Source organism: Streptomyces endocoffeicus (assembly GCF_016741935.1).
Lineage (GTDB): Bacteria > Actinomycetota > Actinomycetes > Streptomycetales > Streptomycetaceae > Streptomyces > Streptomyces endocoffeicus.
Genome location: NZ_JAERRG010000001.1, coordinates 727,081 through 742,424, shown reverse-complemented (window position 1 = coordinate 742,424; position 15,344 = coordinate 727,081). Strand labels below are relative to the sequence as shown.

The 15,344-nt window shown below is 69.4% G+C and carries 15 protein-coding genes; 8 read left to right on the top strand and 7 right to left on the bottom strand.

The genetic code is table 11. From position 1 onward, the window contains the following. The first annotated feature begins 54 nt into the window (after positions 1-54). Both JK364_RS03260 and JK364_RS03255 read left to right on the top strand, forming a co-directional pair. Positions 55-279 carry an MbtH family protein gene (locus JK364_RS03260; RefSeq protein ID WP_069871580.1) on the top strand — a complete coding sequence of 75 codons (225 nt, stop codon included), beginning with the start codon at positions 55-57 and terminating at the stop codon, positions 277-279. Positions 280-405: 126 nt separating this feature from the next. Next, positions 406-1,218, top strand: coding sequence for an alpha/beta fold hydrolase (locus tag JK364_RS03255; protein ID WP_201847280.1), 813 nt, complete (start codon positions 406-408; stop codon positions 1,216-1,218). A gap of 104 nt (positions 1,219-1,322) precedes the next feature. Here JK364_RS03255 and JK364_RS03250 read toward each other — a convergent pair whose 3' ends face one another. Continuing rightward, positions 1,323-3,608 carry an MMPL family transporter gene (locus JK364_RS03250; protein WP_307841138.1) on the bottom strand — a complete coding sequence of 762 codons (2,286 nt, stop codon included), beginning with the start codon at positions 3,606-3,608 and terminating at the stop codon, positions 1,323-1,325. 374 nt (positions 3,609-3,982) lie between these two features. Here JK364_RS03250 and JK364_RS03245 point away from each other — a divergent pair, with 374 nt between their 5' ends. Continuing rightward, a complete protein-coding gene (locus JK364_RS03245; protein WP_230991285.1) occupies positions 3,983-4,942 on the top strand; it encodes an ornithine cyclodeaminase family protein in 960 nt (319 codons plus the stop codon). A gap of 140 nt (positions 4,943-5,082) precedes the next feature. On the opposite strand, the gene JK364_RS03240 is transcribed toward JK364_RS03245, so the two are convergent. The 3 genes from JK364_RS03240 to JK364_RS03230 all read right to left on the bottom strand — a co-directional run bounded on the left by JK364_RS03240 (position 5,083) and on the right by JK364_RS03230 (position 7,684). Continuing rightward, positions 5,083-5,727: a response regulator gene (locus JK364_RS03240; protein WP_201847274.1), complete on the bottom strand. Its 645-nt coding sequence runs from the start codon at positions 5,725-5,727 to the stop codon at positions 5,083-5,085. Next, positions 5,718-6,800 carry a sensor histidine kinase gene (locus tag JK364_RS03235; RefSeq protein WP_201847272.1) on the bottom strand — a complete coding sequence of 361 codons (1,083 nt, stop codon included), beginning with the start codon at positions 6,798-6,800 and terminating at the stop codon, positions 5,718-5,720. Before JK364_RS03235 ends, JK364_RS03240 begins: the two co-directional genes overlap by 10 nt. Before the next feature lie 227 nt (positions 6,801-7,027). After that, the gene (locus JK364_RS03230; protein ID WP_201847270.1) at positions 7,028-7,684 is read right to left on the bottom strand and encodes a DedA family protein; all 657 of its coding nucleotides are present in this window, start codon (positions 7,682-7,684) and stop codon (positions 7,028-7,030) included. A 269-nt stretch (positions 7,685-7,953) separates the two neighbouring features. On the opposite strand from JK364_RS03230, the gene JK364_RS03225 reads away from it, so the two are divergent. The 4 genes from JK364_RS03225 (at position 7,954) to JK364_RS03210 (ending at position 10,487) form a co-directional block, all read left to right on the top strand. Then, the gene (locus tag JK364_RS03225) at positions 7,954-8,340 is read left to right on the top strand and encodes a PadR family transcriptional regulator (RefSeq protein WP_201847268.1); all 387 of its coding nucleotides are present in this window, start codon (positions 7,954-7,956) and stop codon (positions 8,338-8,340) included. 19 nt (positions 8,341-8,359) lie between these two features. Then, the gene (locus tag JK364_RS03220; protein WP_201847266.1) at positions 8,360-9,271 is read left to right on the top strand and encodes a hypothetical protein; all 912 of its coding nucleotides are present in this window, start codon (positions 8,360-8,362) and stop codon (positions 9,269-9,271) included. 34 nt (positions 9,272-9,305) lie between these two features. Beyond that, on the top strand, positions 9,306-9,620 hold the full coding sequence (locus JK364_RS03215) for a hypothetical protein (protein WP_201847264.1): 315 nt from the start codon (positions 9,306-9,308) through the stop codon (positions 9,618-9,620). 279 nt (positions 9,621-9,899) lie between these two features. After that, positions 9,900-10,487: an RICIN domain-containing protein gene (locus tag JK364_RS03210; RefSeq protein ID WP_201847262.1), complete on the top strand. Its 588-nt coding sequence runs from the start codon at positions 9,900-9,902 to the stop codon at positions 10,485-10,487. An 80-nt stretch (positions 10,488-10,567) separates the two neighbouring features. Here the strand turns inward: JK364_RS03210 and JK364_RS03205 are convergent, their stop codons facing one another. Next, positions 10,568-11,773 (bottom strand): 8-amino-7-oxononanoate synthase, encoded by a 1,206-nt coding sequence (locus JK364_RS03205; RefSeq protein ID WP_201847259.1) that lies wholly within the window; start codon positions 11,771-11,773, stop codon positions 10,568-10,570. Positions 11,774-11,917: 144 nt separating this feature from the next. Here JK364_RS03205 and JK364_RS03200 point away from each other — a divergent pair, with 144 nt between their 5' ends. Then, positions 11,918-13,249 carry a cytochrome P450 gene (locus JK364_RS03200; protein ID WP_201847258.1) on the top strand — a complete coding sequence of 444 codons (1,332 nt, stop codon included), beginning with the start codon at positions 11,918-11,920 and terminating at the stop codon, positions 13,247-13,249. Here JK364_RS03200 and JK364_RS03195 read toward each other — a convergent pair. Both JK364_RS03195 and JK364_RS03190 read right to left on the bottom strand, forming a co-directional pair. Next, the gene (locus tag JK364_RS03195; protein WP_230991284.1) at positions 13,208-13,870 is read right to left on the bottom strand and encodes an SGNH/GDSL hydrolase family protein; all 663 of its coding nucleotides are present in this window, start codon (positions 13,868-13,870) and stop codon (positions 13,208-13,210) included. The genes JK364_RS03200 and JK364_RS03195 overlap by 42 nt on opposite strands. Before the next feature lie 138 nt (positions 13,871-14,008). Then, positions 14,009-15,343, bottom strand: a complete 1,335-nt coding sequence (locus JK364_RS03190; protein WP_201847256.1) for a glycoside hydrolase family 99 protein — start codon at positions 15,341-15,343, stop codon at positions 14,009-14,011. Position 15,344 lies beyond the last annotated feature (1 nt).

The window sequence follows — 15,344 nt, the reverse complement described above, 5'->3', positions numbered from 1 at the left end:
GCCGTGAAGGTACGTCAAGCGCAAGAGAAGAATTCTTCGAGAAGGAGCGATCTCATGAGCACCAACCCCTTCGAGGACCCCGAGGGCACCTATCTCGTGCTCGTCAACGATGAGGGGCAGCATTCCTTGTGGCCCGCGTTCGTCGAGGTTCCTCAGGGCTGGCGCACGGTCCTGGCCGACGCCACGCGGGACGCGGCGCTCGAATACGTCAACACCAACTGGACCGATATGCGCCCCAAGAGTCTGATCAAGGCCATGGAAGGCGCCGGCGCGGCCTGAGCCGCCGCACCCGCAGGACCGCCGTGTGGCCCGCCCCGCCGGGACGCCTCCGACGCGTCGCGCCCGACGGGCGGGCCACACCCATGTCCGCGTAACCCGGAAGACCAAGGAGAAGGGAGGAGCGAGATGCCGTTCATCGATGTGGGCGGAATACAGCTCCACTACGAGGAAGCCGGCGAGGGCGAGCCGGTCGTGATGATCCAGGGGACCGGTGCCGGCCGCACGGTGTGGCAACTGCACCAGGTGCCCGCCCTCACCGCCGTCGGCTTCCGCGTGATCACCCTCGACAACCGGGGCATACCGCCGACCTCGGAGTGCCCGGAGGGGTTCACCCTCCAGGACATGGCCGGCGATGTGGCGGGACTCATCGAGCACCTCGGGATCGGTCCCTGCCGGGTCGTCGGCACGTCCCTGGGCGCCTTCATCACGCAGGAACTCGCGCTGTCCCGGCCCGATCTCGTGCGTCAGGCCGTCCTCATCGCCACCCGGGGCCGCACCGATGTGCTGCGGGCCGCGATCACGCGCGCCGAGATCGAACTGTACGACGCCGGGACGGAACTCCCGGCGCGGTACGCCGCCGTGGTACGGGCCCTGAAGTCACTGTCCCCGCGCACCCTCGACAACGGGGCGGCCATGGCCGACTGGCTCGACCTGTTCGAGCTCTCGCCCGCGGGCGGTCCCGGGCATCGGGCCCAGATGGAGTTGAGCACGCTGGACGACCGGCTCGAGGCGTACCGGGGCATCCGGGTCCCCTGTCAGGTCATCGCCTTCGCGGACGACCTGATCACTCCTCCGCATCTGGCGCGCGAGGTCGCCGACGCCATCCCGGGAGCCGAGTACGAACTCGTCGAGGGCTGCGGGCACTACGGCTATCTGGAAGACCCCGCGACGGTGAACAAGGCGATGGTGGAGTTCCTCACCGGGGCGGCCGCCCGCTGACCGCCACAGGAGGCCGGAGGGCACGGGAACGAGGGGAGGGGGGAGGGTGCCCGACCGGGGGTATCGGACCGCCCTCCCCCCTCGTCAAAGGGGTCGCGCGGCCACTACCGCCGGTGGCGGCCGGGCGCCGGCGCGCCGCCGCGCGACGCGCTGGGCGCCTCGTCCGCGCCCGGCTCCGGCGCGAGGGGCCGTGCGTACGGGGCCGCCGGCCCATCGGCACCGGCCTCAGCCGGAGCCGACACCGGGGAGAGCCGCCGGCCGATCCTGGACGTGCCGCCGGGCCACCAGTTCCACGGGCCGAGTGCCGTCATCAGCGCCGGCAGCACGAAGATCCGGATGACCACCGCGTCCAGCATGATCGCCGCCGCGAGTCCCACGCCCAGCTGCTTGAACTCGACCGCGTTGAGCGTGCCGAAGATCGAGAACACGGCCACCATGACGATCGCGGCGCTGGTCACGACGCCCGCCGAGCGAACGATGCCCTCCCGTACGGAGTCCCGCACGGACGCGCCGTCCAAGGCCATCTCCCGGATCCGGCTGACCACGAACACGTGGTAGTCCATGGACAGTCCGAAGAGCACCACGAACAGGAACAGCGGAAGCCAGGACACCACCGTGCCGGAGCTGTCGAAGTCGAGCAGGCCCTCCGCCCAGGTGTGCTGGAAGACCGCCACCAGGACACCGAACGAGGCCGCCGCGGAAAGCAGGTTCAGCAGCACCGCGGACAGCGCCACGGCCAGAGAGCGAAAGATCACCGCCATGGTGCCGAACGTCAGCAGCAGCACGAAGCCCACCACCCAGGGCATGCGCTCCTCCAGATGGGCCGTGAAGTCGGCGCCCTGGGCCACCGCGCCGCCGACCGCGCTCTCGGCGTCCGGGACCTCGTCCAGCGCCTGGGGCGCCCATCCGCGCAGCACCTTCAGCGACTCGGTGGCCTTGGGGTGCTTCGGCGGGTACGGCGTGCCCACGTCGACGGTGTGCACCCGGCGGTCCTCGGACTCGCGGATCACCGGCTTCTGGTCGTGGGCGAACAGGCTGTTTCCCTCGGTACGGGCGATCAGCCCGCGCAGGGCGGCCTCGACCTGACCGGCCTCGTCGGCGGGAGCCCGTACCGCCACCTTGTGCACGGTTCCCTCGCTCGGGAAGGCGTCGGTGAGCCGGTCCGTCGCCCGTACGACCGGGATGTCCCGTGACAGGTCGTCCTGGCCGGGCTGCTTGAGCTTCATGTCCAGGGCGGGCAGGGCGAGCAGCAGCAGCGCGCCGATGGAGACCACCAGTGTGAGAACCGGCTTGAGCAGCGCCGGGCGCAGCAGCGCCGGCCAGACCCGCGACTCGCCGGAGCGCATCGTGAGCCGCCACAGGAACGGCACCCGGGGACGGTCCACCCAGCGGCCCAGCTTGGCGAGGAGGGCGGGCAGCACGGTCACCGAGCCGAGGACCGCGACCGCCACGACGATGATGGAACCGGTGGCCAGGGAGGCGAAGGTGGCCTCCTGGGCCAGATAGAGCCCGGCCATCGCCACGATCACGGTGGTGCCGGACACCACGACCGTGTGCCCCGACGTCTCCGCGGCGATCTCGATGGCGTCGAGGTGGGACTTGCCCTTACGGCGCTCCTCCCGCTCCCGCTTGAGATAGAAGAGCGAGTAGTCGACGCCGACGGCCATGCCCATGAGCAGGATGACATTGCTCACCGCGCTGGTCTCCGGCAGCACATGTGAGGCCAGGGACGACAGGCCCATCGCGGAGACCACGCAGGACAGGGCGAGCAGCACGGGCACTCCGGCGGCGATGATCGCGCCGAAGACCACCAGCAGGATCAGCAGGGTCAGCGGAACGCTGATCAGCTCGGCCCTCCTGAAATCCTCGCCGATGGTGTCCGACATGCCCTTCACCGTGGAACCGTCGCCCACCTGCTCGATCTTGAGCCCGTCGTGGGCGCGATCGGCCTCGGCGCTCGCGTCCAGCAGCGGGCCGACCCGGTTCATGGCGCCGTCCTTGTCACCGGTCATGGTCACCGGCACCAGCAGGGCCTTGCCGTTCGGCGCGGGGACCGGATCACCGACGCTCCGCACCTCGGGCAGGTCCCTCATCCGGTCGGTGACGTCCTGGGCCGCCCGCTCCGCCGCCCGCCGGTCCAGCTTCCCGCCCGAATCGTCGGTGATGAGCACGTTCTCCTCGGGCCGCTCGGTGAAGTCCCCCGAAGAAACGATCTTGCCCGCTCGGCCCGACTCCCGGACCCCGGACTCCTCCGAATCCAGCTTGTTCGTACCGGCGGCGCCGCCGAGGAAGAGGCACAGGGCGACGAACGCGACCCACAGTCCGATCGCCGACCACGGGTGCGTGGCGCTCCATCGGGCAACCCGTAACGTCGCCGGTTTCTTTCGCACCGTCGGTGTCCTCCCAATATCGCCGAACCGCCGGGGCGGCTGAACGGGTTTATGAAGCTGAAACGTTAGCTCCATGGACCGGACGTCGATACGGGGTAAACCGCCTCGGAAGTCATTGTTTCCCGCAGCTGTCACCCTGCGGGGAACCACAGGGTGACAGCTGCGGGAAACCGTACTCGCTCAGGAGAAATCTTGACCGGAGGAATCCGCGGCCATTAGTTTCATATTCCGGTTCGTCCTTTCCGATGGAGCGAAAATCCATTGGCAAGTAAATGCCGCACCGTGATGCGAATCAAGGGGAAACAATGGAAACCACGGTCCTCACTCGGCAACATGTTGCCAAGATCGTCCAGGGGAAGGGGTTAGACCTTTTCATGGACCGGATGATCGACCGGCTCGACGAGGCGTTCCGTACGGAAAGCCGGCGGGGTATCACCCCGGCGCGGGACGGATTCCTGCGCGGCCGGGAGAACACGGCCGTCCTCGAATGGATGCCGCACCACCAGCCAGGCGACTCGATCACCATCAAGACCGTGGCGTACACCCCCACGAATCCGACCACCCATCAGCTGCCCACCATCGTGGGCACGATGGCCCGTTACGATGACGTGACCGGTTGTCTGCTGGCCGTCGGCGACGGCATCCTTCCCACCGCCGTCCGCACCGGCGCCGCGTCCGCCATCGCGAGCCGTCTGCTCGCCCGCCCCGACAGCGGGGTCCTCGGCCTGGTGGGCGCCGGCGCCCAGGCGGTGACCCAGGCCCATGCCCTCAGCCGGATCTTCCGGCTGGACCGCGTCCTCGTCCACGACATCGAGCCCGCCCACGCCGAGTCCTTCGCCGAGCGGGCGGAATTCCTCGGAATCGACGTGGAGGTGGCAACGGTCCCGGAGATCGAGGCGGCGTCGGACATCATCTGCACCGTCACCTCGGTCGGGGTCGGGGACGGCCCGGTCCTCCAGGGCGAGCGGCTGCGCCCGCACGTCCACATCAACGCCATCGGCGCCGATCTGATCGGCAAGTACGAGGTGCCGCGGTCCGTGCTGAAGTCCGCCTTCGTCACCCCGGACCACCGGGGGCAGGCGCTGCGCGAGGGCGAGTGCCAGCAGCTCGACGAGAGCGACCTGGGCCCGGAGCTGCCCGAGCTGTGCGCCGCCCCCGCGCTCGCCGAGGCGCGGCGGGACGGGCTGACCGTCTTCGACTCGACCGGATTCGCCCTGGAGGATCACATCGCCTTCGACGTGATCCTCGAACTCGCGGAGGAAGCCGGCATCGGTGACCGGGTGCAGCTGGAACACCTGCCGGAGGACGCGCTCAACCCGTACTCCTTCCAGTGACGGCACCGGGCTGTGCCGGCCGGGGACGTGGCAGGGCCGAGGACAGCCCGGCGGTGTGCCAGGCGCCGAGGGGTGCTCGACGGCGTGCGGGACGACGTCGTCGGGCACCTCGGTATCCGGGCGGTCACCGGTCGCGCGCCTCAGGACTCCAGATACCGCAGAACCGCCAGGATCCGCCGACTGTAGCCGGCGGTGTGCGACAGCTCGAGCTTGTCGAAGATCGTATTGAGGTTCTTCTCCACCGAGCTCAGCGAGATGTGCAGCTTCTGCGCGATGGCCGTGTTGGTGTGACCCTGCGCCAGGGTCTCCAGGACACTCCGCTCCCGCGGGGTGAGCCGGGCGAGCGGGTCACCGTGGGTGGTACGGATGACCAACTGACGCACGACTTCGGGGTCGATGGCCGCGCCACCCGCGTGAATCCGCTCGAGCGCGTCCAGGAACTCCTCGACCTGGGCGACGCGGTCCTTCAGGAGATACCCGACCCGCTCCGCGTTGGAGGCCAGCAGCTGGGCCGCGTAGTTGCGCTCCACGTGCTGTGAGAGCACGAGCAGGCTGATCTGGGGCCAGCGCTTGCGGATCTCCAGCGCGGCCCGCAACCCGTCGTCGGTGTGCGTCGGTGGCATCCGGATGTCGACGACGACCATGTCGGGTGCCTGCTCCTCGACCTCCTTCATGAGGGACACCGCGTCGCCCACCGCCGCGACGACCTCATGGCCCTCCTCGACGAGCAGGCGCACCAGTCCTTCCCGTAGCAAGGTCGAGTCCTCGGCGAGGATCATGCGCATGGAAGCTCCGCGGTAATGGTCGTGGGTCCCCCGAGGGGGCTGTCGATGTGCAGCAGACCGTCGAGCGCGCTCACCCGGCTGCGCAGCCCCGTGAGGCCGCTGCCCAATGGGTCCGCTCCGCCGGTCCCATTGTCCTCGACCCGTACCACGAACACCGCTCCGTGCAACGCGAGCCGGATGGAAATCGCCGTGGCGCCGGAGTGCTTGGCGGCATTGGTCACGCACTCCGACACCACGAAGTACGCGGCGGTCTCCACCGGCTGCGGCAGCGCACGGTCGACCTCGAACTCCATGCGGATGGGGATGGAACACCGCTCGGAGACCCCGCCGAGTGCTTCCTCCAGCCCCAGGCTGTCCAGGGCGGACGGATAGATCCGCCAGGTCGCCTCACGGAGTTCGGTGATGATCTCCTGGGACTCCTGGTGCGCCTGGTGCAGTAAGGCGTCCACCTGCTCGGGGTTGCGGCCGCGGCTGCGGCGCGCCCGGCCGAGCAGCATGGCGAGTGCCACCAGGCGCTGCTGGATGCCGTCGTGCAGATCGCGCTCGATGCGGCGGCGCTCGGCGTCGACGGCTTGGACGACCGCGGCCCGGCTGGTGGCCAGTTCGTCGATGCGCTGCCGCAGCAACTCCCGCTCGGACGGCCCGAAGCACTCGCGGGCCAGCCGGGCGTCCAGTACCGCCAGGGAGTAGATGCCCTGTACGTCGAGGAACAGCAGCACTCCGCCGAGCAGCGCCTGGGTGAGGAGTTCCGGCAGGTCGAGGCGGCCTTGGAGCAGTCGCACGGCCAGCACGGCGGCGAGGATGCAGCCGAACCCCAGCAGACCGAGGACGATGGTGAACAGCAGCCCCGTGTAGCCGCGGATCGTCAGATACCGCAGGACCTTCTGGTCGGACGACTTGTAGTGCTCGGGGAAACGATCGCCGAAGAAGACGAAGCGGCGCGCCCGGTCCAGCGCCGCGAGCCGATGGGCCCCGGAGGCGAGCGCGGCCAAGGCGCGGGGCCGGGCGCGCGGCCACAACAGGAAGGCCGCCAAGACCGTACCGACGATCAGCAAGTAGAGGAATCCGAGCATGGCCGTGCAGCAGCCGAGGAGCGTTCCCGGAATCCTGCGCGGCCACGAGGGATCCGCCGCCCCCCTGCCGTCGTGCTGACCGGGTGAGCCGAGAAACAGGTGATGAGTGGCGATATTCCTGAAATCCCCCTGCACGGCGGCCAAGCCTAGCCCGGCCGCACAGCCCGGGCAAGATCGCCCGGGCTGTGGCGCGAGCGGAGCGGAGGGGCCGGGGCGCGCGTCGTGGCTCATGAAGCGTGGTGCCGCCGGTCGCGTCCGCGGAAGCGCATGACGACATAGACCACGATGGCCACCACAACCGCGACCAGGACCACCTTGGAGAGGACGCCGACGTAGGTCTCCACCTCGTCCCACTGATCGCCCAGCCAGTAACCGGCCATCACCAGCACCGAGTTCCAGACCAGGCTGCCCAGCGTGGTCAGCAGGGCGAAGACCGGCAGCGGCATGCGCTCGACCCCGGCCGGAATGGAGATGAGGCTACGGAAGATCGGCACCATGCGGCCGAAGAACACCGCCTTGGTGCCGTGCTTCTCGAACCATTGCTCGGTACGGTCCAGATCGGACGTCTTCACCAGCGGCAGCTTCGCCCAGATGGCGTGCATGCGACGGCGGCCGACGAGCATGCCGATCCAGTACAGCACCAGCGCGCCCACCACCGAGCCGAGCGTGGTCCAGAACAGTGCCGAGGCCAGGCTGATCACGCCCTGACCGGCCGCGAACCCGGTCAGGGGCAGGATCACCTCGCTGGGCAGCGGCGGGAAGAGGTTCTCCAGCGCGATGGCCAGACCGGCTCCCGGCCCGCCCATCGCGTCCACGAGGTCCGCGGCCCAGCCGGCGATGCCGTCCGAGGGCTCCTGGGGCAGCGCCAGGGTCATCAAGTGCATGCGTGGTCTCCAACATGGCGGTCCGGCGCCAGGGCGCCTCCCGCCCCGACGCCTGTCAATCTAGAAACCGCGGATCGGCGAGGACATGAGGATTGCCGCCCGACCCGGTGGTGTTCCCCGCAACGCTGACCCTGCGGGAAACCGCGGATCAGCCGGGTGCCGGGCCGTCCAGACACCGGGCCGGGGTGGTGCCAGATCTTGGCGCGTGCTTAACTACTCTGAAATCGAACTAGATGCGAACCGCGACTAGTTGGAAGCGGGAGTAGGTCATGCCGACAGCGGAGCCCTCGTCCGGGGAGCCCTCGTCCGGGGAGCCCTCGTCCGGCTGGCTGCGAGGAATGCTGCCTCTGCTGCTGGTCGCTCTGCTCGCGCAGGGCGACCAGCACGGGTACGCACTGGTCCAGCAGTTGGCCGCGCAAGGATTCGGCACGGTCCGCGGCGGAGCGCTCTACCCGGTGTTGGGCCGTCTGGAGAACGACGGACTGGTCGAGGCTCACTGGCAGGCGGGGGAGGGCGGCCCGGGGCGCAAGGTCTACCGGCTGACCGACGCCGGGTGGGCGCGGCTGCGCGAGGAGCGGGTGGGCTGGGAGCACTTCTCCGGCTCCGTGGATCGTCTGCTGGCCCGAGTCGATGACGTCGACAGGGAGCGGACATGAGTGTCGGCAGGGAGTGGACGTGAGTAACGAGACCGTCGAAGTCTGGTACGCCAGGGCTCGGCTGACGCTTGCCACGCGGTCGGTGCCGCGGGAAACCGCCGACACGGTGCTGAACGAAGTGGGGCAGCACTGCGCGGAGAGCGGTGAGCATCCGCGGGAGGCTTTCGGCTCACCCGCGGAGTTCGCGGCGACGGTCGCCACCGAACGGGTCCCGGATCAGATCCGTGCGATCTACGACCGGGACGGCCTGACCCCGGCCGACCGCCTTTCCGGCGTGTTCGGTTCGCTGGGAATGAGTACGGTGGTGGTCGGCCTCCTGCTGTGGATATCGGCTGGTGGCACTCTCACGCTGACCAAGGCCGGCCTGGCGGGGACAGCCGTTACCGCACTCGCTCTGGCGACCGCGTTCGTCGCGGCGCACGGGCCGCGGTCAGGGGCCCGGCGCCGGGCCGTCGGGTGGTGGTTCGCCTCGGCCGCCACGACGATCCTGGCGGCCATCGCCTTCACCACGCTGCCCAGGACCGGACTTGGCACGCTTCCCACGCCGATCATCTGTCTGGCGGGGATCGTCCTGATGGCGATCTGGTTCGCCGTACCCGGTAAGCCGACCGGCGAGGGTGGACTCGACATAACACCGGAGACCGTTCACTCCTCCGAGGACTGGCTGCGGAACCTGCCGCGGCTGCTGGAAGAACAGCACGGCCTGCCTCGTGCCCGCGCGGCCGAGCTCACCGAAGAAGCGGCCCGTCATGTCATCGATGCCGAACGGGCGCCCTGGGACGAATTCGGCCCGGTGGGGCTGTACGCACTCCGGCTGGCCGAGCAGGAGCCCAGCCGGGTGCGCCGGCTGACGCGGGGCGATGCGCCGGTCAGCGCCGGAGTGTTCGTGTCGCGGTTCCAGCGCTCGCGTATGCCTGGACCTCGGACATGACAAGAGCAGTGATCTACAGAGGAGGAACCGAAGAATGGGTAAGAGTCACAACATCGTGCTGATCCGGGACGCGCATGTGGTCGCGGCGGCCCTCCGCCAGGCACTGGACGGGGCCTCGGCCGAGACGCGCCCGGGTCTGGAACGTGCGGTCACGATCGTCGAATCCACCGCTGCCGCCACCGAAACCCAGGTGCGTGGTCATTGGGTCCGCTCCCGGTTGGCCGACGTCGGCTTCTCCGGGGACCTCACCTCGGTCGCGGCGGTGAAGGCGCTGCGCGGGGCGGAGCCGGGGCTGAGTCTGCTGGCAGCGGTGCGACTACGGGATGACGCCGTGGCCCATCCGGAGTGATGCGCGACATGTCCCCGCTGCGGGTCAGTGCCGTTCCGGGTCGAAGTCCAGCACCTGTGTGAGTCGGATGTTGTCGCCCAGCCGGGGAATTGCGTCGTGCGGATGGGTCCCGAGCATCGGGCCGGACAGCGTATGGCGGAAAAGTGCTCACGACATCGCTCTGCCTCAATGGTAATTTTCAAGGCGCAGCGCGTGACACCCGAGAAATGATTTTGGATCAGTGTTCAAGGTGTCCGCCCGCATTCCATCCTCCGCGCTCGACAAGGAAAGCAGGCGCAGATGAACAATTACTTCAAGGCTGCGGGGATGATCGCAGCAGCTGTGGCCGCGATCGGTGGCACGGTCCTCTCGGCACCAGTCGCCTCGGCCTCGTCGAGCCCGGCACCGGTGACTCCGCAGGTGTCGCCCTCGACGGCGACATTACCGCCGACGGCGAGATCGGCGGCATTCGGCAAGTTTCTCGTGAACAACAACAGCGGCAAGTGTCTCAGCCCGGCCGGCGGTGGTGTCGACAACAACGTTTTCACCGTCATCTACGACTGCGACACCCACCCGTCACGTAGCTGGTACCTCGTGGACAAGGGTAATTCCCTCTACCAGATCCTGAACCTCAACAGCGGTAAGTGCCTCGCTCCTGCCGGGGGCGCCGGCAGCAACAACACCCAGACCGTCATCTACACCTGCGACAATGATCCGTCGCGACTCTGGTACTTCACCGATAAGGGTAATTTCAATTACCACATTGTGAACTACAGCAGCGGCAAATGCCTCACCCCGGCAGGCGGCGGTGTTCTGAACAACACGTCCACCGTCATCTACAACTGCGACGCCGACCCGTCGCGTGTGTGGTCTCTCGCCGCGCAGTAGCGGCTCCGGTCGCGCCGGCTGCGAACGGTCCCCGCGCCAGTCGGATGTTCGCGTTCCCGCCGTCTGATGGCGTTGGTGAGTCAGTCGTCCGTGTCGCTGGGCGGGGCGCAACGGGCGACCACCGCCACGGCTTGCTCGATCTGGTTGTCGGTGAGGTCGCCGCGTGCGGTGAGTCGTAGCCGGGAGTGGCGGTCGGGCGTGGAGGGCGGCCGGAAGCAGCCCACCGCCACGCCTGCCTCCCGGCACGCTCGCGCCCAGGCCACGGCCGCTTCCGGCGAGGGCGCTCGGACGGACACCACGGCGGCGTCCGGCACGCTCGCGTCCAGCCCGGTGGCCGCCAGGCCCGTCGACAGCCGCCGGGCCACCTCCCGGGCTCGTGCGGCGCGCTCCGGCTCCTCGCGCAACAGCCGCAGCGCGCCCAGGGCCGCGCCCACGCTCGCCGGGGCGAGCCCGGTGTCGAAGATGAAGGTGCGGGCCGTCTCCGTGAGGTGCCGGATGACCCGGCGGGGGCCCAGCACCGCCCCGCCCTGGGAGCCCAGCGACTTCGACAGCGTCACGGTGGCCACCACGTCCGGGGAACCGGCCAGATCGGCGGCGGACAGCGCGCCGCTGCCCCCGTCGCCGACTACCCCGAGGCCGTGCGCGTCATCCACCAGCAGCGCGGCGCCATGCGCACGGCATGCCGGTGCCAGCTCCGTCAGCGGCGCGGCGTCGCCGTCCACCGAGAAGACCGAGTCGGTCACCACCAGGGCACGACCCCCGCCGTGCTCGGTGAGCGCGGTACGCACCGCGCCCGGCTCGCGGTGTGGCACCTGCGTGACCTTCGCCCGGGAGAGTCGGCAGCCGTCGACCAGGGAGGCGTGGTTGTAGGCATCGAAGACAATGAGTGTTCCCGGCCCCGTCAGAGCAGTGAGGGCCGCCAGGTTGGCCGTGTATCCGGAGGAGAAGACCAACGCGGCCTCGAAGCCGCAGAAGGCCGCGAGTTCCTCCTCGAGTTCCTGGTGCAGCTGCGTGGTGCCGGTGACCAGGCGTGAACCGGTGGCACCGCCGCCCCAGCGCGCCACCGCTTCCGTGGCCGCCCGTACCACTCGCGGGTGGCGGACCAGGCCCAGGTAGTCGTTGCCCGCCAGATCCAGTACGGGCTCGTCGGCCGGTCGTGGGCGCAGGTGACGGGTCAGCCCGGCGCGGCGGCGCAACTCGGTGCGCCGGTCGATCCAGTCGAAGACCGCCGCCGGGGCGGGGGCGACTCGGGCGGGTGTGGTCGGCTGGACGGGGTGCTGGGCCATGATCGGTACTCTGACACGCGCCCGGTGGCCGGTCGGCGGGTGGGGGAGGGGGCCGGTGTCGTCGAACGGGGTGGCCGCCGTCTGTCCGAGTGATGCCGCGCACAGGACGGCGGTGGCGGCGCGGCCACGTGTTAGCGTCCGTCCGTGCGCATACCGGCTCTGGACACCACCGCACCTGGTACGGAGGTCCGCGACGGCGGACCCGGCAGCGGGGTGGCAGGGCCCCTACCGCCCGGCGCGGGGGGTCCGCTGGACGGTCTGGACCTGTTCGGAGACGGCTTCGTCCGGGACCCCTACCCCTGGTTGGACCTGCTGCGCTCCCAGGCGCCCGTGCACCATGACGCGGGCACCGGTCTGTGGCTGGTCAGCCGCCACCGGGACATCCGCCGGGTTCTGCTCGACCCCGCCACCTTCCGACCGGACAACGCCCAGCACGCGGTCACCCCGCTGCCCGTGGCCGTACTGCGGGTGCTCGCCCGGGCCGGCTTCCAGCTCCCGCCCGCGCTCGCCAACAACGGCACCGACAGCCACCCCGGCCTGCGCCGGGTCACCACCCGGTTCTTCAACGCACGGCGCGTCGCGGCCGCCGTACCGGTGATCGAGCGCCTGGCCGGGGAGCTACTGGACACGGCGCGGGCACGGATCGACACCGACGGCGAATACGACCTGTTCACCTCCTTCGCCCAGCTCCTGCCCTGCCGCGTGCTGATGGAGCTGCTGGACATCCACGACGTCGACCCGGCCACGCTGATCCGCTGGAGCGACGCCTCACTGGAGCTGTTCTGGGGCAGGCCCACCCCGGACCGACAGCTCGAACTGGCGGCACAGACCGGTGAGTTCCACCAATGGCTGACCACGACCGTGCGCACCGGCAAGGCCACCGCCGACTCCTTCCTCGGAGCACTCGCCCGGCACCGGCTGCCCGACGGAGCCCCGCTGGACCCCCAGACCGCGGTCGCTGTCTGCTTCTTCGTCTTCATCGCCGGCCAGTCGACCACCGGACAGCTCATCGCCACCGTGCTGCGCCGAGCGCTCACCGAGCCCGGACTGTGGCCGCGGGTGGCACAGGAGGAGGAAGCGGCCGGGGCCTGGGTGGAGGAGGTGCTGCGGCGCGAGCCGCCGGTGACCACGTGGCGCAGGGTCGTAGCGCGACCGGTGGAACTGGGCGGAGTGGAACTGCCCGCGGGAGCACAGCTGCTGTTGACGCTCATGGGCAGCGGTTCGGACCCGGAGGTCTTCACCGATCCGGAACGGATGTGTCCACACCGGGCGAACATCCGCCACCATCTGGCCTTCGGCACCGGTCGCCACCGCTGCCCGGGTGCGTCGCTGGCGCGAACGGAGGCGGCAGTGGCCCTGCGGGCAGCGGCCCGCAGCCTGCCGAAGGCACGCGTCGTGGAGGGCGCGGAGGGGCCGCCGATGCTCGGACTGCTGTCATTCCGGGCACCTCTGCGCCTGGCGGTAACCGACGGATGAGCAGGGCCGCACCGCTTCCGGGCCCGCCACTTCCGGCATGAGCGCGGCGGGTACGGAACGAAGAGCGCTGTGCCACACCCGGGCCATCTTCTCGTGACCCCCCTGGTTGGGGTGGAGGCCGTCGGCGAGGTCGGCGGTGGTCAACGCGTCGTAGATGTTCACGAGATGCACCCGTCGGCCCTTTGCGGCGACCACCTCGGGAAGGGCCGCGTTGTAGGCCCTGACTCGCCGCTCCCGTGTGGGATCGGACTGCGGCGGAACCGTGGCGACGAACACCTCACAGGCCGGCCGGGCCTCCTGGATGTGGTCGATCAGCCGGGCCAGGCGCGCCGGCGCCTGCGTGGCGTCGTAGCTCTGGTTCATGTCGTTCGTTCCGATCAGAAGCAACACGGTGCGGGGGACACTGTGCCGCAGCCATGTCCGTATGTGTGCGTCCAAGTGGTCGATGCGCCAGCCGGAGTGTCCTTCGTGGTGGCGGGTGCCCAGTTCAACCGGGCCGTTGGCGAGGGAGCCGACGAAGTCGACGGCATGGCCGTCCGCGGCCAGCCGCTGCCGGAGTGCGACGCGGTAGCCACCGGGGTAGGCGTTGTGCCCATCGGTGATGGAATCACCCAGGGGCATGATGCGTACGCTTCCCGCGGGCGTGCTGGAGTGGCCATGAGGGTTGAGTGGCGCTGCCACAAAGGGCTCCTTGGGGACGCGGGCGGTCGAAGGCCGTAGGCGGAGGGCGTCAGGTCTCCTCCGCCTACGGCGGCTCGGTCAGACCTTCGGCGGGATCGGTACGGTGGGGTCGATGCCGGTCGACCCGTTGATCATCTTGGTGACGGCGCCCGCCAGGCGCAGATAGAAGTCGGAGGAGACGCTGGTCCCGTCGGCGTCCAGGGTGAGGAAGTACTGGTTGGCGGGGATCATCGACTTGTCCGCCGCGGCCGGTGCGATGGCAGTGGCCTCGTCGTACTCGTCGAACATCGCGATGAAGGCGGACTTGGTGCCGCACCGGGCGGCGGCCACGGCCTGCTGCCACATGAAGTCACCGGCCCTGCGCGGGATCTCGTTGCGCGGCGCTCCCTCCTTCCAGTTGGACCAGGCGAATCCGGGATAGATCACGGGCTGGTAGTCCTGCCCGTTCGCCCTCAGCTTGGCCATGTCGTCGTCGAACAGCTTCTGGTCCACGTCGGGGTTGCCGACGTTCCACGGAGAGACCATGTTCAGGGCGGCATAGACGGGACCGAAGCCGGGCTTGGCATTGGCATCGGTGCGCCAGCCTCTGGGGACGCCCCCGATGACGTAGGCGCCCTTGCTCTTGAACCAATTGATGAGTTCAAGGCAGCTGTCGGCATTGCCGGGCCGGTTGGTGAAGCCGATGCCCCACAGGTGGACGACGGGCTTTCCGCCCTCGCGCGTGTAGGCCGGGGAATCGGGCAGGTGCAGCGTGCCGTTGATGGTGTTGGTCCAGTCGCTCTGGACCGTGGCCACCAGATTGGTGTCGGTCAGGCCGCTGATGTCGTACTCGATGTAGAAGCCGCGCCCATACTTCTGCGCCGCGTCACGTGCCTTGCTCTGGATGTCATTGCGTTGTTTGAGACGCGGCTGGCCGACCGCGACGATGTCACTGCCGAAACGCTGGAGGGCCGCGCCGTCTATCCCGTACCGCTGCATCCAGCGGAAGTGCTGGTCGATGACCGCGGTGGAGTAGGAGCTGAACAATGTGGCGGGCTTGCCGTTGCCCAACGGCGCGTACCCCGTCGGGAAGAGGGACCCAGCGGGATAGGCCGATATATCCGGGTAGAGCTCGAACGTCTGGTTACCGGGGGACGGTGTGGTGCCCTTGGACCAGTGCGTCCAGGTGTTGATCGGAGAGCCGTCGCCAGTCGCGGCGAACCACCCCTGGTACCCCACATACACCTTCCCCTTGACCGCGTCGGCCGCATACGTCCGCATGTGCTTGGGTGCGGGACGCGCGCCCGAGGAACTCCCGGTCCGCGCGTCAGCGGGCGTGAGGCCGCCGATTCCGGCCCAGGCCGCTGCCCCTGCCGCGCCGAGAGCGCCGGTGCCGCGTAGGAAACTCCGCCGGTTGTGGGAGTGTTCAGCCATT